The sequence below is a fragment of the Variovorax sp. OK605 genome, from assembly GCF_900115445.1.
Lineage (GTDB): Bacteria > Pseudomonadota > Gammaproteobacteria > Burkholderiales > Burkholderiaceae_C > Variovorax.
In genome coordinates, this window is the sequence record NZ_FOWL01000010.1 from 175,025 (window position 1) to 192,723 (window position 17,699).

General features: G+C 68.8%; 17 protein-coding genes and 1 riboswitch. Of the genes, 7 read left to right on the top strand and 10 right to left on the bottom strand.

What is annotated here, in order from left to right; all coding sequences use genetic code 11:
- Nucleotides 1-97 precede the first annotated feature (97 nt).
- Together BM013_RS25715 and BM013_RS25720 are read left to right on the top strand one after the other, a co-directional pair.
- Entirely contained in the window at nt 98-1,444 is a 1,347-nt protein-coding gene (locus BM013_RS25715; protein ID WP_093130490.1) for a peptidoglycan DD-metalloendopeptidase family protein, read from the top strand.
- A gap of 39 nt (nt 1,445-1,483) precedes the next feature.
- Nucleotides 1,484-2,608 carry an anhydro-N-acetylmuramic acid kinase gene (locus BM013_RS25720; RefSeq protein WP_093130491.1) on the top strand — a complete coding sequence of 375 codons (1,125 nt, stop codon included), beginning with the start codon at nt 1,484-1,486 and terminating at the stop codon, nt 2,606-2,608.
- 10 nt (nt 2,609-2,618) lie between these two features.
- Here BM013_RS25720 and mdtD read toward each other — a convergent pair whose 3' ends face one another.
- The 4 genes from mdtD to rplM form a co-directional block, all read right to left on the bottom strand.
- Entirely contained in the window at nt 2,619-4,043 is a 1,425-nt protein-coding gene (mdtD, locus tag BM013_RS25725) for a multidrug transporter subunit MdtD (RefSeq protein ID WP_093130492.1), read from the bottom strand.
- Between the two features lie 107 nt (nt 4,044-4,150).
- Nucleotides 4,151-4,516, bottom strand: a complete 366-nt coding sequence (gene erpA / locus BM013_RS25730) for an iron-sulfur cluster insertion protein ErpA (RefSeq protein WP_007827949.1) — start codon at nt 4,514-4,516, stop codon at nt 4,151-4,153.
- Between the two features lie 231 nt (nt 4,517-4,747).
- Nucleotides 4,748-5,140, bottom strand: coding sequence for a 30S ribosomal protein S9 (gene rpsI, locus BM013_RS25735; RefSeq protein ID WP_056577474.1), 393 nt, complete (start codon nt 5,138-5,140; stop codon nt 4,748-4,750).
- A gap of 12 nt (nt 5,141-5,152) precedes the next feature.
- The gene (gene rplM, locus BM013_RS25740; protein WP_028259766.1) at nt 5,153-5,584 is read right to left on the bottom strand and encodes a 50S ribosomal protein L13; all 432 of its coding nucleotides are present in this window, start codon (nt 5,582-5,584) and stop codon (nt 5,153-5,155) included.
- Between the two features lie 195 nt (nt 5,585-5,779).
- Here rplM and BM013_RS25745 point away from each other — a divergent pair, with 195 nt between their 5' ends.
- A complete protein-coding gene (locus tag BM013_RS25745) occupies nt 5,780-6,733 on the top strand; it encodes a 23S rRNA (adenine(2030)-N(6))-methyltransferase RlmJ (RefSeq protein ID WP_093130493.1) in 954 nt (317 codons plus the stop codon).
- A 34-nt stretch (nt 6,734-6,767) separates the two neighbouring features.
- Here the strand turns inward: BM013_RS25745 and BM013_RS25750 are convergent, their stop codons facing one another.
- The 4 genes from BM013_RS25750 to ahcY form a co-directional block, all read right to left on the bottom strand.
- Nucleotides 6,768-7,373: a septal ring lytic transglycosylase RlpA family protein gene (locus BM013_RS25750; RefSeq protein WP_093130494.1), complete on the bottom strand. Its 606-nt coding sequence runs from the start codon at nt 7,371-7,373 to the stop codon at nt 6,768-6,770.
- A gap of 92 nt (nt 7,374-7,465) precedes the next feature.
- Nucleotides 7,466-8,290, bottom strand: a complete 825-nt coding sequence (metF, locus tag BM013_RS25755) for a methylenetetrahydrofolate reductase [NAD(P)H] (RefSeq protein WP_093130495.1) — start codon at nt 8,288-8,290, stop codon at nt 7,466-7,468.
- 10 nt (nt 8,291-8,300) lie between these two features.
- The gene (locus tag BM013_RS25760) at nt 8,301-9,128 is read right to left on the bottom strand and encodes a TlyA family RNA methyltransferase (RefSeq protein ID WP_093130496.1); all 828 of its coding nucleotides are present in this window, start codon (nt 9,126-9,128) and stop codon (nt 8,301-8,303) included.
- A 7-nt stretch (nt 9,129-9,135) separates the two neighbouring features.
- On the bottom strand, nt 9,136-10,575 hold the full coding sequence (ahcY, locus tag BM013_RS25765; RefSeq protein ID WP_093130497.1) for an adenosylhomocysteinase: 1,440 nt from the start codon (nt 10,573-10,575) through the stop codon (nt 9,136-9,138).
- A 62-nt stretch (nt 10,576-10,637) separates the two neighbouring features.
- Nucleotides 10,638-10,706, bottom strand: a riboswitch (S-adenosyl-L-homocysteine riboswitch).
- Nucleotides 10,707-10,880: 174 nt separating this feature from the next.
- On the opposite strand from ahcY, the gene BM013_RS25770 reads away from it, so the two are divergent.
- The 4 genes from BM013_RS25770 to BM013_RS25785 all read left to right on the top strand — a co-directional run bounded on the left by BM013_RS25770 (nt 10,881) and on the right by BM013_RS25785 (nt 15,419).
- Entirely contained in the window at nt 10,881-13,004 is a 2,124-nt protein-coding gene (locus BM013_RS25770) for a hypothetical protein (protein ID WP_143098336.1), read from the top strand.
- 168 nt (nt 13,005-13,172) lie between these two features.
- Nucleotides 13,173-13,814, top strand: a complete 642-nt coding sequence (locus BM013_RS25775) for a hypothetical protein (RefSeq protein WP_093130499.1) — start codon at nt 13,173-13,175, stop codon at nt 13,812-13,814.
- A 161-nt stretch (nt 13,815-13,975) separates the two neighbouring features.
- Nucleotides 13,976-14,482 carry a TIGR01841 family phasin gene (gene phaP / locus BM013_RS25780; RefSeq protein ID WP_093130500.1) on the top strand — a complete coding sequence of 169 codons (507 nt, stop codon included), beginning with the start codon at nt 13,976-13,978 and terminating at the stop codon, nt 14,480-14,482.
- Nucleotides 14,483-14,498: 16 nt separating this feature from the next.
- Nucleotides 14,499-15,419 (top strand): alpha/beta fold hydrolase, encoded by a 921-nt coding sequence (locus BM013_RS25785; RefSeq protein WP_093130501.1) that lies wholly within the window; start codon nt 14,499-14,501, stop codon nt 15,417-15,419.
- A 54-nt stretch (nt 15,420-15,473) separates the two neighbouring features.
- On the opposite strand, the gene BM013_RS25790 is transcribed toward BM013_RS25785, so the two are convergent.
- Both BM013_RS25790 and hydA read right to left on the bottom strand, forming a co-directional pair.
- A complete protein-coding gene (locus tag BM013_RS25790) occupies nt 15,474-16,160 on the bottom strand; it encodes a GntR family transcriptional regulator (RefSeq protein WP_093130614.1) in 687 nt (228 codons plus the stop codon).
- 70 nt (nt 16,161-16,230) lie between these two features.
- A complete protein-coding gene (gene hydA / locus BM013_RS25795; RefSeq protein WP_093130502.1) occupies nt 16,231-17,685 on the bottom strand; it encodes a dihydropyrimidinase in 1,455 nt (484 codons plus the stop codon).
- Nucleotides 17,686-17,699: the final 14 nt, after the last annotated feature.

The window sequence follows — 17,699 nt, forward strand, 5'->3', positions numbered from 1 at the left end:
AATTCTAAGCGGCGCTTCTTCCGCACCGTCTCCTGCCGCCCCGAACGTCCTGGGCCTTGCAGCACGGATTTGCAGAACCTGAGCTGGAATTCAAAGTTTGATCAACGGCATTCTTGCCGCCGAGGAGCTCCTTGCTTCTCGCGTGGCCTATACATTTCGAACCTACCCCAAGCAGATCACGGCGATGATCGCCGCCGCCCTGCTGAGCGCCGGCACCCTCGCGGTGGCTTCGCTCGGTCCGGACGCATCCGACCTCCCGGTCCACCAGATCCTCGAAGCGACGACCCCCGTGTCGTTCGCCGACCAGAGCCAGTCGCTGGAGAACTTCAGCTTCACGCTGTTCCGCACCGACGTCACGCGCTCGAGCGACACGGCCGAAGCGCTGCTGAAGCGCCTGGGCATCTCCGACCCCACCGCCACCGCCTTCGTGCGCGGCAACTCGGAAGCTCGCAACGCCCTCTTCTCGCGCGCCGGCCGCACCGTGACGGCCGAGGCCACGCAGGAAAACCAGCTCAAGAAGCTCAGCGCCCGCTGGATTCCCGACGGCGACGGCGGCTTCAAGCGCTTTGTCATCGAACGCACGCCCACCGGCTTTGCCGGCGTGACCGAGCGTGACGCGCTCACGCCGGGCACGCGCCTGGCAAGCGGCACCATCCGCACCTCGCTGTTCGCCGCCACCGACGACTCGCGCATTCCCGACGCGGTGGCCAGCCAGCTGGCCGACATCTTCGCGGGCGACGTCGACGTGCGCGCCCTGCGCAAGGGCGACCGCTTCGCCGTGGTCTACGAGACCTTCGAAGCCGACGGACAGGCGCTGCGCAGCGGCCGCGTGCTCTCGGCCGAGTTCGAGAACAACGGCAGGATCCACCAGGCCGTCTGGTTCCAGCCTCCGGGCGCGGGCCAGAAGGGCAGCTACTACCGCCCGAGCGGCGACAGCCTGCGCAAGGCCTACCTGGCGACGCCGGTCGAGTTCTCGCGCGTGTCCAGCGGCTTCGCGATGCGCATGCACCCGATCCTGAACAGCTGGCGCCAGCACAACGGCATCGACTACGCGGCCCCCACGGGCACGTCGGTGCGCACGGTCGGCGACGGCACGGTCGACTTTGCCGGCACGCAGAACGGCTACGGCAACATCATCATCATCAACCACCGCAACAACCAGCAGACGGCGTATGCGCACCTGAGCCGCATCGACGTCAAGGCCGGCCAGAGCGTGAGCCAGGGCCAGGCCATCGGCGCGGTGGGCTCCACCGGCTGGGCGACCGGCCCGCACCTGCACTTCGAATTCCGCGTAGGCGGCGTCTACCAGGACCCGGCTTCCATCGCGCAAGAAGGCGGCGCACCGATCACCGCGGCCCTGCGCCCGGCGTTCGAACGCATCGCCGTGGGCGCGCGCACCGAGCTGGCGGCTGCCTTCTCGGTGGTGCAGGCCAGCGCCGACTGATCCGGTCGCGCAGCCCGCTTCTCTAGAGTTGATCCGGAGATGGCTGCCGACCTTTTCATCGGCCTGATGTCGGGCACCTCGCTCGACGGCGTGGACGGCGTGCTCGCCGATTTCTCCGACGGCCGCATCGCGGTGAAGTCCTACGCCACGGCGCAATTTCCCGTGGCGCTGCGCGCCGAGCTGCTGGCGCTGAACACCCCGGGCGACAACGAACTGCACCGCGCGGCACTGGCCGGCAACGGGCTGGCCCGCGCCTACGCCGGCGTCGTCGAGCAGTTGCTGGCGGACAGCGGCACCGCCGCCAGCACCGTCGCCGCCATCGGCGCGCACGGCCAGACGGTGCGCCACCGGCCGCTCGAGTTCGACGAGGTCGGCTACACGCTCCAGCTCAACAACCCCTCGCTGCTCGCCGAGCTGACCGGCATCGACGTGGTCGGCGACTTCCGCAGCCGCGACCTCGCGGCCGGCGGCCAGGGCGCGCCGCTGGTGCCGGCCTTCCACAGCGCGCTGTTCGCCCGCCCCGGCGAAACCGTGGCCGTGCTGAACATCGGCGGCATCTCCAACCTGAGCCTGCTGCCGCCCGCCAACGCGACCGAAGGCGCCATCGTGCTCGGCTTCGACTGCGGCCCCGGCAACGCGCTGATGGACCACTGGTGCCAGACCTACCAGGGCCAGCCCTTCGACCGCGGCGGCCAGTGGGCGGCCAGCGGGCAGGTGCTGCCCGAACTGCTCGCCCGGCTGCTGGCAGACCCGTACTTTGCGAAGGCACCGCCCAAGAGCACCGGCCGCGACCTGTTCAACCCGACGTGGCTGGCCGCGCAACTCGGCACCACGGCGATGGACCCGGCCGACGTCCAGGCCACGCTGACCGAATTGACCGCTCACGCCTGTGCAGCGGACGTGTCACGCTACGGAAAAGATAGCAAATTGCTGATCGTCTGCGGTGGCGGCGCGTTGAACGACCACCTGCTGGGCCGGCTGCGCGCCCTGCTGCCCGGCGTGACCGTGGCGGCATCGGACGCGCACGGCCTGCCGCCGCAGCAGGTCGAAGCCGCGGCCTTCGCCTGGCTGGCCCGCGCCACCGTGCGGCGCGAGGCGGGCAACCTCGCCAGCGTGACCGGCGCGCGCGGCGCGCGGGTGCTGGGCGCGATCTACCCCGCCTGAGCGTCCGCGGTCAGCCCTGGCCGGAAACTTCCGGCTGCGCGGGACGCGGCGCCCGCACTTCCGACGGCAGATGCCAGAAGATGAGCGCCGAAGCCACTGTGATCAACCCCATGCTGGCAAAAGTGGCCTGGAAGGCGTCCAGCGTGTGCGCGGGCGAGTCGGTACCGAAGATGCCGTTGTAGCCCGCCAGCACCGCGCCCGCGGCGGCCACACCCAGGCTCATGGCCAGCATCTGCACCATCGACAGCAGGCTGTTGCCGCTGCTGGCCATGCTGCCGTCCAGGTCCTTCAGCGTGATGGTGTTCATGGCCGTGAACTGCAGTGAATTGACCGCGCCGAAGGCCAGCAGCTGCACCACGTGCAGCGCCATCGGCTGGCCCGGCGCCGTGAGGCCGAAGCTGGCCATGGTGCAGCCCACCAGGATGGTGTTGACCACCAGCACGCGGCGGTAGCCGTGGCGCGTGATGAGCGGCGTGGCCACGCGCTTCATGGCCATGCCGGCCATCGCGATCGGCAGCATCATCAGCCCGGCACGCACCGGCGAATAGCCCATCGACACCTGCAGCAGCAGCGGCACCAGGAACGGCATGCAGCTGCTGCCCAGGCGCGAGAACAGGTTGCCGATCAGCCCGATGCTGAGCGTGGGCACGTGGAAGAGCGAGGGCGCGAACAGCGGCTCGGGCGTGCGCGAGGCGCGCAGCCAGTAGGTGACGATGCTGGCGAAGCCGAAGATCAGCAGGACCATGACCCCGCCTTGGCGCAGGCCCACGCCGTCGAGCGACAGCGAAATCGCGACCATGCCGAAGGCCAGCATGGCGTAGCCGACGCTGTCGAAGCGCTTCTGCACCGCGCCGCGCAGGTCGGGCATGTACTTGAGCGTGGCAAGGCAGCCCAGCAGGCCGACGGGCACGTTGATCAGGAAGATCCAGTGCCAGGAGGCGTACTGCACCAGCCAGCCGCCCAGTGTGGGGCCCAGCAAGGGCCCGATGAGGCCCGGAATGGCCACGAAGCTCATCGCCTGCAGGAACTCCCCGCGCGGCACCGTGCGCAGCAGCGCCAGGCGCCCCACGGGCAGCAGCAGCGCGCCGCCCAGCCCCTGCACCACCCGCGCGGCCACCAGCTGGCCCAGGCCGTGCGACAGCGCGCAGAGCACCGAGCCGGCGGCGAACAGCACGATGGCGCAGAAGAAGATGCGCCGCGTGCCGAAGCGGTCGGCGATCCAGCCCGAGGCGGGGATCAGCATCGCCATGGTCAGCGCGTAGGCCACCACCACCGATTGCATGCGCAGCGGGCTCTCGCCCAGGCTCGCGGCCATCGCCGGCAGCGCGGTGTTGATGATGGTGGCGTCGAGCGTCTGCATGAAGAAGCCGACGGCGACCAGCCACAGCAGGCTCTTGCGAACGGGATCGACGGGGGTTTCAGCCTCTGAGGTCATGGGCAGGCGGGGAAGATCGGAAAGAGGAGAAACAGAAACTGGAGCGGAAACGAAAAAGCCGCCCGGAGGCGGCTTTCTGGGGAGGCTGGGTCAGCAGCATCCAGGCATCAGGCCGAGAAGCTCGATCCGCAGCCGCAGGTGCTGGTGGCGTTCGGGTTCTTGATGACGAATTGGGCGCCCTGCAGGTCTTCCTTGTAGTCGATCTCGGCGCCGACCAGGTACTGGTAGCTCATGGCGTCGATCAGCAGCGACACACCGTTCTTGGTCATGGTGGTGTCGTCTTCGTTGGTGATTTCATCGAAGGTGAAACCGTACTGGAAGCCCGAGCAACCGCCACCTTGCACGAACACGCGCAGCTTGAGGTCGGGATTGCCTTCTTCGGCGATCAAGTCGGCCACCTTGGCTGCCGCACTGTCGGTGAAGACGATGGGCTCTGGCATCTGGGTCTGGATGTTTTCGGCTACGGCGCTCATGGGGTAATCACTCCTTGGGGCCGTACATGCGGCCAATGGAACCAATGCTACTGCAATGCCGCAATTTCGGCAGGCGGGGTGTGGCGTGCACCCCAACGCAAGTGGGGTCGGATGCGACCTCGGCAACGAAAAAGCAATCCGAAGGCGGCCTTGCAATGAAAAAGGCAGCCCGAAGGCGGCCCTGCAATGAAAAAGCCGCCCGAGGGCGGCTTCGTGTTCGCAGTGAACAGATCAGCGCTTGCTGAACTGCTTGCGGCGACGGGCGGAGTGCAGACCGACCTTCTTACGTTCGACTTCACGCGCATCGCGCGTCACAAAGCCGGCTTGGCTCAGCACGGGCTTGAGCGTTGCGTCGTAGTCGATCAGGGCACGGGTGATGCCGTGGCGCGTGGCGCCAGCTTGACCCGATTCGCCGCCGCCGTTCACGTTGACCATCACGTCGAAAGCTTCGAGGTTGTTGGTCAGCGCCAGGGGCTGCTTCGCGATCATGATCGAGGTTTCACGGCCGAAGAACGCTTGGATGTCCTTGCCGTTGACCGTGATCTTGCCGGTGCCTTTTTTCAGAAACACGCGGGCGACGCTGGATTTGCGACGGCCGGTGCCATTGTTCCATTCACCAATCATTCTCAAGGCTCCTTACAGTTCCAGCACTTTGGGCTGTTGGGCGGTATGCGGGTGCTCAGCGCCACCGTACACCTTGAGTTTCTTGATCATCGCGTAACCGAGCGGGCCCTTGGGCAGCATGCCCTTGACAGCCTTTTCCAGGGCGCGGCCCGGGTGCTTGGATTGCATGTCGCGGAAGTTCGTCGCCGTGATACCGCCCGGGTAGCCCGAGTGACGGTAGTACACCTTGTCGATCGACTTGGCGCCGGTGACGCGCAGTTGCGCGGCGTTGATGATGACGATGAAGTCACCGGTATCGACGTGAGGCGTATAAATGGCCTTGTGTTTGCCGCGCAAACGGAGAGCAACTTCGCTGGCTACTCGTCCGAGGACCTTGTCGGTCGCGTCAATCACAAACCACTCGTGCGTCACGTCAGCGGGCTTGGCGCTGAACGTTTTGGTCATGAGTTTTTCTCTTTGAAGAGGGTTTGGCGAGCCCTTTTCCACGGTCGGCGTTCCTCTGGTGGGAATCTCTTAGGTGGTTTGAAGTCTTCGCCGCGGGGCTACAAAAACGCTGCGAAGCCCGCGATTATATAAAGAATGGCCTTGTGCTGGCAAATGCGCATATGCAGGGCCCAACACCGTTACCATCCTCCCCCTATGTTCAGTTACCGCCACGCGTTCCATGCCGGCAACCACGCCGACGTGCTCAAGCACACGGTGCTGATTGCCACGCTCGAGCACATGCTCGAAAAAGAAGCCGCCCTCACGGTGGTCGACACCCACGCCGGCGCCGGCCTGTACCGCCTGGATGGCGACTACGCCGGCACCAGCGGCGAAGCGGCCGAAGGCATCCTGCGCCTTCTTTCAGGCAAGAAAACACCCGGCACGCCCGCCCCTGCTGCGAAGTCCGCTACCAAAAAAGTAGCGCCCGAAGCCGAAGCTCCGGTCGCCGACGCCATTGCGCGCTACCTGGAAGTGATTCACGACTTCAACCCCAACGGCGGCGCCCGCGTCTACCCCGGCTCGCCGTTCATCGTGCAGCACCTGCTGCGCGACCACGACAAGCTCAAGCTGTTCGAGCTGCACCCGACCGACGGCCGCACGCTGAGCGCCAACATCGCCCAGCTCGAGGCCGGCCGCCAGATCGCCGTGCTGAACGAAGACGGCTTCGGCAGCGCCACCAAGTTCCTGCCGCCGCCCTCGCGCCGCGCGCTGGTGCTGATGGACCCGAGCTACGAAATGAAGACCGACTACGGCCGCGTGCTCGACTTCGCGGCCGAGGCGCTCAAGCGCTTCGCCACGGGCACCTACGCGGTCTGGTATCCGATCATTCCGCGCCCCGAGGCGCACGACCTGCCGCGCCGCCTGAAGACGATGGCGACCAAGGCCGGCAAGTCGTGGCTGCACGCCACGCTGACGGTCAAATCGAGCAAGATCACCAAGGACGCTGCCTCTGGCGCCACGCAGCGCCCGGGCCTGCCGGCCAGCGGCATGTTCCTGATCAACCCGCCCTACACGCTGAAACCGCTGCTCGCGGCCGCGCTGCCGCAGCTGGTGGAGCGTCTGGGCCAGGACCGCAACGCCGCCTTCTCGCTCGAATCGGGCGGCTGAGCCTCCGGGCCCGAGCCCCGCCGGGCTGGCGGGCTTACTTGCGCCGACGGGCCGGCACGACCGCCTTGCGCCGCGCCGGAACCTGCGCCCTGGCGCGCTGCTTCGGCTCGGCGGCCGCCACCGGCGCCTGCGCATCGCTCGCTTCCACCGGCAAGCCGCCGCAACGCATGCCGTCGCGGTCAACCACCGTCAGCGCCACCTGCTTGATGCCCAGCCCGGTCAGGCCGATGCGGTCGGCCGCCGCGCGGCTCAGGTCGATCACGCGGCCCAGCGCATAGGGGCCGCGGTCGTTGATGCGCACCAGCACCTCGCTGCCGTTGACGAGGCTGCGAACGCACACGCGCGTGTTGAAAGGCAGTGTCTTGTGGGCCGCCGTCATGGCGGTCATGTCGAAGCGCTCGCCGCTGGCGGTCTTGCGCTGGTGAAACTGGATGCCGTACCACGACGCGCCGCCGCGCTCGAACACCTCGCGCGGGCCGTCGTCGCCGGGCACGCCGTCGTCCGGCGTCAATTCACCGGAGCCGGACACGGCGAGGTCATAGCGCACCGAGGGCACGCTGGAGCGCGGCGCGGCGCCCGGCGGCACCGCGATGGCGCGCGGCAGCGGCTGCAGCTTGCTGCCGTCGCTGGCCGGCGGCATGGCGCAGCCTGCGAGCGCGCAAGCCGCCGCGACAAGGGCCAGGCGAAGCCCCCCGCGCAGCGAACCCGCCGCCAGCGCCGCGCGCCGCCCTCTCAATCCAGGCGCTCCAGCACGGCCAGCGTGGCCGCCGACTGGTTCATCGTGTAGAAGTGCAGCGCCGGGGCGCCGCCTTCCTGCAGCCGCGCGCACAGCTCGGTGACCACGTCGAGGCCGAAGGCCTTGATCGACGCCGTGTCGTCGCCGAAGCCCTGCAGCCGCAGGCGGATCCAGCGCGGGATCTCGGCGCCGCAGGCGTCCGAGAAGCGCATGAGCTGCGTCGAGCTCGTGATGGGCATGATGCCCGGCACGATCGGCGTGTCGAGCCCCAGCTTGCGCGCGTCGTCGACGAAGCGGAAGTAGGCTTCGGCGCTGAAGAAATACTGCGTGATCGCAGAGTCGGCACCCGCCTTCACCTTGGCGGCGAAGGCCTGCAGGTCGGCTTCGGGCGAGCGGGCCTGAGGGTGGATCTCGGGGTAGCAGGCCACCTCGATGTGAAAGTCGCGGCCGGTCTCTTCACGGATGAAGGCGACCAGGTCGCTCGCATACAGGAACTCGCCGCCGATGCCATAGCCGCTCGGCAGGTCGCCGCGCAGCGCCACCAGGCGCTTCACGCCCATGGCCTTGAGTTCGGCGAGCTGCTCGCGCACCGTGGCGCGCGTGGCGCCAATGCACGAGAAGTGGCTGGCCGCGTCCACGCCTTCGGACAGGATCTCCTGCACCGCGCCGAAGGTGCCCTGGTGCGTGGAGCCACCCGCGCCATAGGTGACCGAGCAGAACTGCGGCTTGCGCACGTACAGCTGCTGGCGCGCGGCGCGCAGCTTGACCGCGCCTTCGGGCGTCTTGGTCGGGAAGAATTCGAAACTCAGCGGAAGGCGCACCTGCGTCTCCTCAGGAAGCGTCGTTCGCCCGGTCGGCACGAACGGCGTGAATGAAAAACTCGCGGTTGCCGTCGCCCCCGGCGATCGGGCTGTCGAACCAGCGCAGCACTTTCAGCTCGAGCGCCGCGCAGGCGTCGTGCAGGCGCTTCTCGACCACCGCATACATGGTCTCGTCGCGCACGATGCCGCCCTTGCCGACCTGGCCGGGCTGCAGTTCGAACTGCGGCTTGACCAGCATCAGCAACTGGCCGTCGTCGGCCAGGAACTCCACGACCGCCGGCAGCACCAGCGTGAGCGAGATGAACGACAGGTCGCCCACGATCAGGTCGAAGCGCGGGGCAGAAGACTCCCCTGCGCCTTCTTCCGGCTCGCCTTCGTCGCCCTCTTCAGGCTCCTCGGCGAGGTCATCGGCCGACAGCGCCCGCGCATTGACGCCTTCGATGGCGACCACGCGCGCGTCCTCGCGCAACTTCGCATGCAGCTGCCCGTGGCCGACGTCGACGCCCACCACCTTGGCGGCACCGCGCTGCAGCAGGCAATCGGTGAAGCCGCCGGTCGACTGGCCCACGTCGAGGCACAGCTTGCCGGCCGGGTCCACGCCGCTCACCGCCAGCGCGCCTTCGAGCTTGAGCCCGCCGCGCGAGACGTAGCGCGCCTCGGCCGCGTCGTCGAGCTCGAGCTCCGCGGATTCGGGCACCTCGTCCTTGTTCTTGACGACCGAGCGCCAGGCGTCGCTCGTGCCCGCGTCGCGCCAGCGCATGCCGCCGGCAATGAGCCGCACGGCCTGCGAACGCGACGCGGCCAGGCCGCGCTCTACCAACAGTTGATCGGCGCGCATGCGCGGATCAGTAGCGGTACGTGTCCGGCTTGTAAGGGCCGTTCTTGCTCACGCCGATGTAGGCGGCCTGCGAGTCGGTCAGCTCGGTCAGCATGGCGCCGACCTTCTTCAGGTGCAGGCGCGCGACCTTTTCGTCCAGGTGCTTGGGCAGCACGTAGACCTTGCCGGCCTGGTAGGCGTCGGGCTTGGTGAACAGCTCGATCTGGGCGATGGTCTGGTTGGCGAACGACGACGACATCACGAAGCTCGGGTGGCCCGTGCCGCAGCCCAGGTTCACCAGGCGGCCCTTGGCCAGCAGGATGATCTTCTTGCCGTCCGGGAAGGTGATGTGGTCGACCTGCGGCTTGATCTCTTCCCATTCGTACTTCTCGATCGACGCGACGTCGATCTCGTTGTCGAAGTGGCCGATGTTGCAGACGATCGCCTGGTCCTTCATCTTGGCCATGGTGTCGTGCGTGATGACGTCCTTGTTGCCGGTGGTCGTCACGAAGATGTCGGCCTTGTCGGCGGCGTACTCCATCGTCACGACCTTGTAGCCTTCCATGGCGGCCTGCAGGGCGTTGATGGGGTCGATTTCAGTGACCCACACCTGGGCGCTCAGTGCGCGCAGTGCCTGTGCCGAGCCCTTGCCCACGTCGCCGTAGCCGGCCACCAGTGCCACCTTGCCAGCGATCATCACGTCGGTTGCGCGCTTGATGCCGTCGACCAGCGACTCGCGGCAGCCGTACAGGTTGTCGAACTTGCTCTTGGTGACCGAGTCGTTCACGTTGATGGCGCGGAACAGCAGCGTGCCCTTGGCCGACATTTCGTTCAGGCGGTGCACGCCGGTGGTCGTCTCTTCGGTCACGCCGATGATTTCGGCCGACTTGCGGGTGTACCAGCTGTCATCGACAGCCAGCTTGGCCTTGATGGCCGCGAACAGGATGCGTTCTTCTTCGCTGGTCGGGTTGGCGAGCACGCCCAGGTCCTTCTCTGCGCGCTGGCCCAGGTGCATCAGCAGCGTGGCATCGCCGCCGTCGTCCAGGATCATGTTCGGGCCTTCGCCCTTGGAACCCTTGGGGCCGAAGTCGAAGATGGCGTGGGTGTAGTCCCAGTAGTCCTTCAGCGACTCGCCCTTGATGGCGAACACCGGCGTGCCCTTTTCGGCGATGGCGGCGGCGGCGTGGTCCTGCGTGGAGAAGATGTTGCACGAGGCCCAGCGCACGTCGGCGCCCAGGGCTTGCAGCGTCTCGATCAGCACGGCCGTCTGGATGGTCATGTGCAGCGAGCCCGTGATGCGCGCGCCCTTGAGCGCCTGGCCCTTGGAGAACTCTTCACGGATGGCCATCAGGCCGGGCATCTCGGTTTCGGCGATGCGGATTTCCTTGCGGCCCCAGGCGGCGAGGGAGAGGTCGGCAATCGCCTGGTTGGCGGTCGAAACGGGGTTGGGCTTGAGAACAGCGCTCATGAGGACTCCAAAACTGGTTTGAAAGATGCCACTGCGTACGGGGAAGGACTCACCGCGAGAACAGCGGGTGAGCGTGGTTGCGATGTGGTCCGAGCCTCACGCCTGATGGCGCTGCAACGCTCCTCGGAACCGCGGATTGTAGACGCGGCGGCAGGCGCAGCCAATCCGGGGGATTTGCGCCCCCGGGCAGGCTGACATTCGCCACCCTGCGGGTTCAAGACACCTCTTTTTACGATTTCCCCAGGGTTCGGTTCAGCAGCCAGCCGGCTTTCTGCCGAGCCCCTCGTACAAGAAAGAGGGCTCACATGAGGATGACGAGATATCTCACGGGTTGCGGTCTGGCGGCCTTGCTGGCGGCCTGCGGCGGCGGGGGCGGGGGTGAAGGCGCGGGCGGCGGCCTGCCGCTGGCGAGCGGCAGCGGCAATGCCGCGCCGAACACGCAAGCCGCGGCGCCGGCGCCCGCACTGGTCAAGGCCAAGGCAGCACAGGGCACCCAAGGCACCCAGGACATCGCCGACGCGCGCAACGGCACCTACCGCGTCTACGCGGCCAACGGCACGCAGCAGCAGTTGACGGTCGACTTCGACGCCGGCAGCTACACGATGACGGACAGCCCCAACCTGCCCGAGTCGGGCACGTTCGGCGAGGACTTCACCGAGCCCGGCACCTACGTGTTCGCCAGCGGCCGCATCACGACCGCGGCCAACACCTCGCGCTTTCGGGTCACGGCGGACGCCATCGTGGGCGCCTTCCCGTTCGCCACGGCGTATGCGAGCCCCGTCGCCTACGCCGCGCAGCCCTTCGTGGCGGCCCGCGAGTTCGTCGCCACCGCGGCGCTGCTGGACGGCACCTACAACCGCTTCAGCGTCACGCGCAGCCCGGGCAACGCGCAGGACTCCGCGATACTGTCGATGCGCCTGTCGGGCAGCGGCACCGTGCTCGAGATCTGCAACGACGCGGTGATCTACAAGATCGACCTCTGCCCCGCGGCCTCGAAGCGCACCTACGCGGTCGCGTCCGGCACCGACGACACCTGGGTCGGGACCAACGTGGCCAACGCCGGCGATGTCGCGAACTTCCGCATGGCGCGCATCGGCGGGCAAAACGTGTACCTGGCCGGCGGCGTCAGCACCGCGCCGGCCGTGCAGTTCATGCGCATCGGCCTGCCCGAGTCTTCGAGCTGGCCCGCCACGCGCGGCGTCGGCGCATCGACCACGGGCAGCTGGGGCAGCAACCTGATCGACAGCGCGAACTCGGTGCGCACGAGCACCGGCACGGACGGCACCTACGCCAGCCTGGCGATGCCGGTGGGCGGCACCTTCGCGCTGCAGCCCGAAGGCATCCGGGGCGTCAACAGCGGCGGCACGAGCCGGTACTTCGCGATGCAGGGCGGCGCGCTGTCGGTGCTCGTGGGCTCGCGCAACCCGAACACGCAGGGCTACCTGCAGCTCAACCTGATCGACACCGGCGCGGCACCCGACGCGCGCAACGGCCGCTACAAGGTCTACGCCAGCAACGGCACGCGCCAGGCGCTGGCGCTGAACCTGGACAGCAAGCGCTACGAGATGACCGACGAGACCGGCACGGCCGCCTCGGGCAGCTTCTCCGAGGACGCGGCCGAAGCCGGCAGCTTCGTGTTCGACAGCGCGCGGATCGCCAGCCCCGTGAACACGGCGCGCTTCCGCCTGGCCGCGGACACGGTGGTCGGCTCGTTCCCGTTCGCGGTGGCGCAGGTCACGCCGGTGAGCTACGGCGTGCGGCCCTTCGTGGCATCGCGCGCGCTGGTGAAGACGCAGGCGGCGCTGGACGGCGTCTACAACCGGCTGGGCGTCAACCTGACGGCCGCGGGCGGCGACTCGTCGATCACGCAGATCCAGGTCGCCAGCGGCGGCACCGCGCTCTACCTGTGCAACAACAGCACGATCTACCGCATCGACACCTGCCCCGCGGCCACGCTGCTGACCTACACGGTGTCGCCCGGCGCCAGCGTCGACACCTGGAACATCGTGAACGTGAGCAACCCGGCGGACCGCGGCAGCTTCGCGATCGCGCGCGTGGGCAACGAGAACGTCTACCTCTCGGCCGGCATCGTGCCGTCGACGCCCACGACGTCGGTGTTCCGGATCGGCCTGGCGGAGCGCGCCACCTGGCCCGCCGTCACGGCGCGCGGCGGCGCCACCAACGGCAGCTGGGGCGGCACGGCCATCGACGCGTCGGGCTATGCACGCACGCAGGTGCTCCCGGGCGGTGCCACCGGCACGTTCGGCGCCACGCTGGGCTCCATGGGCGCGGTCGGCCCGGTCAACATGCGCGCGGCGTCGTTCGGCACCGCCTTCCATTTCGCGAGCCAGGGCAGCAAGCTCTTCGCGATGGTCGGCTCGCGCAACCCGGCCACGGCGGGCGCGCTCGAGATCGGGCTGATCGACTGACGGGCTGAGAGGCTGAGAGGCTGACAAAGCGGCGCCTTGCCTGAAAAGGGCCGCATGCCGCACCGCCCGGCCTGCGGCCCTTGCTCATTCCGCCGTAAGTCGGCCGCGGGCACGATTGGCCGGCGCGACGTACATTGGCCGCACCTCCACCAGCCTCCCCACGCCGCCATGCCGACCCTCTCGTTCCGCGCCTCCAGCGCACTGCTTGCCGCCACCGCCCTGTGCCTGGGCGCCGCCCTCCCCGGCATTGCCGCGGCCCAAGGCGCCGACACCGTGCGCATCCGCGGCACCATCGTGCGCGTCGATGCCAGCACCCTCGTGGTCCAGGACCGCGGCGGCGAAGTCGTCTCGCTCGCGCGGCCGGCCGGCATGCCGGTCTCGGAGGTCTATCGCATCAAGCTGTCCGACATCAAGCGCGGCAGCTTCATCGGCACCGCCGCCATGCCGCAGCCCGACGGCACGCAGAAGGCGCTCGAGGTGGTGGTGTTCCCCGAGGCCGCGCGCGGCACCGGCGAAGGCCACCGGCCGTGGGACCTGATGCCCGACAGCACCATGACCAACGCCACGGTCGCCGACCTGGCCTCCGCGCCGAAGTCGGTGCGCGGCGGGCAGCAGCTGCGGCTGACCTACAAGGGCGGCGAGAAGACCGTCATCGTGCCGCCCGACGTGCCGGTGGTCACCTTCCGCCCCGGCACCGACGCGCTGCTGGTGCCCGGCGCCAAGGTGATGATCAGCGCGCAGGAAAAGAACGGCACGCCCACCGCGCTGCGCGTGACGGCCGGGCGCGACGGCTTCGCGCCGCCGATGTAAGGCGAAAGCAGGCAAGCCCGGCCTCCAAGGGAAATCCCGCAGGCATTTTTGTCGCGGCGGCAAGCCCCGGGCGCGCCTGTGCGCGTATCGTGGCGAGGGACTTTGCCGCCCGGCCGGTCCCAGCCACCCACCCGTTCACCCGACACAGGAGATTCCGCACCATGGCCACTGCCAAGAAAGCCGCCGCCAAGAAGACCACCTCCAGCAGCAGTAGCACCAGCAGCACCGCCAGCGAGAAGAAGGCGATGCCGGACGCCGCGGACATGCTCAATCCGCTGAAGGGCATGGCCGACCGGCTGCAGAACCTCAACCTGACCGGCGGCGCCGGCAAGCTGCTGGACAGCGGGCGCAAGGACCTGCAGGCGCTGATGCAAGCCAACGAGAAGTCCTACCAGGGGCTGCAGGCCGTGGTGCAGCGGCAGACCGAGATGATCAAGACCGCCATCGGCGAGTGGCAGACGGCCGCCAAGGGCATGCCCGGCAAGGACCCCAAGGAAAACCTGTCCAAGCTCGACGAGCTCGGCCGCCAGTCGTTCCAGCGCGCCGTCGACGACATCAAGGAGCTGGCCAACCTGGCCGCCAAGTCGCAGGCCGATGCCTTCGACGTGGTGCGCCAGCGCATCCAGGCCAACGTCGACGAAGTCACCAAGATGCTGCAGCGCAAGTGAGCCGGAGCTTTCTGGCATGAGCGCCGCCGCGCCACGCGTCGAGCGGCGCACGCGCGCCAACGGCATCGAGCTCGCCTGGGACAGCTTCGGCGACCCGGGCGCGCCGCCGATGCTGCTTGTCATGGGCCTGGGCGCCCAGATGGTCGCGTGGGACGACGCGTTCTGCGCCCGCCTCGCCGAGGCCGGCGGGCTGCGCGTGATCCGTTTCGACAACCGCGACATCGGCCACTCGACCTACCTCACGCACCTGGGCGTGCCCGACATCCAGGCGCTGATGCTGGACGCCATGGCCGGCCGGGCGCTGCAGGTGCCCTACACCCTGCGCGACATGGCCGCCGACTGCGTCGGGCTGCTCGACGCGCTGGGCATTGCGCGCGCGCACGTCGTGGGCGCCTCGATGGGCGGCGCCATCGGGCAGGAGCTGTGCATTCACCATGCGCACCGGCTGCTGTCGTTCACCAGCATCATGTCGACCACCGGCGCGCCGGGCCTGCCACCGCCCACGCCGGAAGCCATGGCCATGCTGTTCTCGCCGTCGCCCACGAATTTCGAGGCCTACCTGCCGCACTACGCCAAGGTGTGGCGCGTGCTGCGCGGCCCGTCGGCCTTTCCGCTCGACGAGGCGCGCGACACCGAAAGAGCGCAGCTCGTCTTCCTGCGCGGCCTCAATCCGCCCGGCGTGGCGCGCCAGCTCGCGGCCATCCTGGCCTCGGGCAACCGCGGGCCCGCGCTGCGCGGCGTGCGCGTGCCCACGCTGGTGATCCACGGCGACGCCGATCCGCTGGTGCCGGTGGCCTGCGGCGTCGACGTGGCCGATGCCATTCCGGGGGCGACGCTGTTGCGCATTCCGCGCATGGGGCATGCGCTGCCGGTGTCGATGTGGCCGCAGATCGTCGAGGCGATCGCGGGGCACGCGGGTCGGCATCCGGACGCCTGAACCCTCGCCTGCAGCCGTCCGGCTGCAGCTGTCCGGCTGCTTCCGTTCGGTCGCTTATTCGATCAGCGCGCGCCGCACGTCTTCCTGCAGGCTGCGCAGGTGATCGCGCATCGCCGTGCGGGCGCGCTCCGCGTCCCGCGCACGCAGCGCGCGAATGATCTCGCCGTGCTCGTCGTGGTTCTCCGGCTGCCTGTGCAGCGGGCTGTGCAGGCGGAACAGCCGCGCGTTGACGCGCAGTTCCTCCACCAGCCGCGGAAACACCACGTTGCCGCTGGCCGTGGCGATCAGCAGGTGGAAGCGGTCGTCGAAGTGCCAGTGCTCGGTCTCGCTGTGCTCGCCGCCGCCGAGCGCGGCGATGTCGGCCTCGAGCGCATCGATCTCGGCGTCGGTGATCTTGCCGACGGCCAGCGCGATGGCTTCGCCCTCGATCACCTCGCGCGCGCGCATGCAGTCGAAGTACTCCTTGGTGCCCAGCGCGCGCACGGCGTAGGAACGCGCGTCGCGCCGCACCAGCAGCCCTTCGCCCGCCAGCCGCACGAGCGCCTCGCGCATCGGCGTGCGCGAAATGCGCAGGTCTTCCGCCAGCCGCGCTTCCTGCAGCGGGCTGCCGGGCGAGATCTGGCGGTCGAGGATGAGCGTGCGCAGCCGCTCGTAGGCCTGCTCGGCCAGGCTGGCCGAGCGCACCTCCAGGGGTGCGATCGTGATGGTGGCGGGCTGCGTGGGGCTGGGAAGGCTGGGCATGCGGAGAATGGCGTGGGCCACAAGGGCGGGTGAGCTTATCAGGGCCGCATGGCGGCGCGGCCCGGCGGCTTCAGAGCCATTTGTCCAGCGGATTGCCGTCGTTCGGCGCACGCGGACGCAGGCACGGAAGGAACTGGCCCGAGCCCGGCTCGGCCAGGAATTCGCCGTCTTCCCACACCACGCGCCCGCGCGACACGGTGATGCCCGGCCAGGCGCGCAACGCCATGCCTTCGTACGGCGTGTAGTCGACGGCGTGGTGGAGCATGTCGTTGGTGAGCCGCTTCTCCTGCCCCTTGGCGTACACGTCCCACACCACGAAGTCGGCGTCGCTGCCGACTGCAATGGTGCCCTTGCGCGGGTACAGCCCGTACAGCCGCGCCGGGTTGGTGGCCGTGAGCTCCACGAAGCGGTGGATGTCGATGCGCCCCTTGAGCACGCCCTCGCTCATGAGCAGCGGCAGGCGGGTTTCCACGCCGGGAATGCCGTTCGGGATGCGGTCGAACGAGGCGTCGTCGCCGGCCACGCGCTTGCCGTCGCTGCCGTTCATGTTGAAGGGCGCGTGGTCGGACGAGAAGATGGTGAACAGCCCGCTGGACAGCCCGTTCCAGATGAACTGCTGGTTGGCCTTGTCGCGCGGCGGCGGGCTGCAGATGCAGCGTGCGCCGTGCATCGGATCGTCGGGGTCGATGCCCAGGTCCTCGGCGCTCAGGAACAGGTACTGCGGGCAGGTTTCCGCGTGGATCGGCAGGCCGCGCCCGCGCGCCCAGTGGATCTGCTCGACGGCCTCGCGGCCCGACACGTGCACTATCAGGATGGGCGTGTCGACCAGCTCCGCCAGCGCGATGGCGCGGTGCGTTGCCTCGCGCTCCACCGCCATCGGCCGCGAGCTGCTGTGGTAGCGCGGCGCGGTGAGGCCCGCGTCGAGCAGCTGCTCGGTGAGCCAGGCGATGCAGTCGCTGTTCTCGGCGTGGATCATCGTCATCGCGCCGTGGCGGCGCGCGGTGGCCAGCACCTCGATGATCTGGCGGTCGTCCAGCTTGAGGTCGTCGTAGGTCATGTAGATCTTGAAGGAGGTGTAGCCCTTCTCGATCAATGCGGGCAGCTCGCGCTGCGTCACGTCGCGCGTGGCGTCGGCCACGATCAGGTGGAAGGCGTAGTCGATCACGGCCTTGCCCTCGGCGCGGCGGTGGTAGTCATCCACCGCTTCCTGGATGCTGTGGCCCTTCTGCTGCGCTGCGAAGGGCAGCACGGTGGTGGTGCCGCCGCAGGCCGCGGAGCGCGTGCCCGTGAGGAAGTCGTCCGCGAAGCGCGAGCCGTCGCTGGTCGGCTGGTCGAAGTGGCAGTGGCCGTCCACGCCGCCCGGCGTGACGAGGCGGCCGCGCGCATCGATCTCGCGCGCGGCGCTGGCGTCCAGGCCTTGCGCGATGGCGCAGATGCGCCCGTCGCGCACGCCGATGTCGGCGGTGTAGCGGTCGCCCGCGGTGGCGATGTCGGCGTTGCGCAGGATCAGGTCGTAGGTGCTCATGGGCGTTCTCTTCC

What these genes read in the sequence shown, in the direction of transcription:
- phaP (WP_093130500.1), top strand. Translation starts at nt 13,976, where the DNA reads ATGGCCACTGCCAAGAAAGCCGCCGCCAAGAAGACCACCTCCAGCAGC.
- erpA (WP_007827949.1), bottom strand. Translation starts at nt 4,516, where the DNA reads ATGAGCGCCGTAGCCGAAAACATCCAGACCCAGATGCCAGAGCCCATC.
- ahcY (WP_093130497.1), bottom strand. Translation starts at nt 10,575, where the DNA reads ATGAGCGCTGTTCTCAAGCCCAACCCCGTTTCGACCGCCAACCAGGCG.
- mdtD (WP_093130492.1), bottom strand. Translation starts at nt 4,043, where the DNA reads ATGACCTCAGAGGCTGAAACCCCCGTCGATCCCGTTCGCAAGAGCCTG.
- BM013_RS25760 (WP_093130496.1), bottom strand. Translation starts at nt 9,128, where the DNA reads ATGCGCGCCGATCAACTGTTGGTAGAGCGCGGCCTGGCCGCGTCGCGT.
- rplM (WP_028259766.1), bottom strand. Translation starts at nt 5,584, where the DNA reads ATGACCAAAACGTTCAGCGCCAAGCCCGCTGACGTGACGCACGAGTGG.
- BM013_RS25775 (WP_093130499.1), top strand. Translation starts at nt 13,173, where the DNA reads ATGCCGACCCTCTCGTTCCGCGCCTCCAGCGCACTGCTTGCCGCCACC.
- BM013_RS25790 (WP_093130614.1), bottom strand. Translation starts at nt 16,160, where the DNA reads ATGCCCAGCCTTCCCAGCCCCACGCAGCCCGCCACCATCACGATCGCA.
- BM013_RS25750 (WP_093130494.1), bottom strand. Translation starts at nt 7,373, where the DNA reads ATGCCGCCGGCCAGCGACGGCAGCAAGCTGCAGCCGCTGCCGCGCGCC.
- BM013_RS25745 (WP_093130493.1), top strand. Translation starts at nt 5,780, where the DNA reads ATGTTCAGTTACCGCCACGCGTTCCATGCCGGCAACCACGCCGACGTG.
- BM013_RS25785 (WP_093130501.1), top strand. Translation starts at nt 14,499, where the DNA reads ATGAGCGCCGCCGCGCCACGCGTCGAGCGGCGCACGCGCGCCAACGGC.
- rpsI (WP_056577474.1), bottom strand. Translation starts at nt 5,140, where the DNA reads ATGATTGGTGAATGGAACAATGGCACCGGCCGTCGCAAATCCAGCGTC.
- BM013_RS25770 (WP_143098336.1), top strand. Translation starts at nt 10,881, where the DNA reads ATGAGGATGACGAGATATCTCACGGGTTGCGGTCTGGCGGCCTTGCTG.
- hydA (WP_093130502.1), bottom strand. Translation starts at nt 17,685, where the DNA reads ATGAGCACCTACGACCTGATCCTGCGCAACGCCGACATCGCCACCGCG.
- BM013_RS25720 (WP_093130491.1), top strand. Translation starts at nt 1,484, where the DNA reads ATGGCTGCCGACCTTTTCATCGGCCTGATGTCGGGCACCTCGCTCGAC.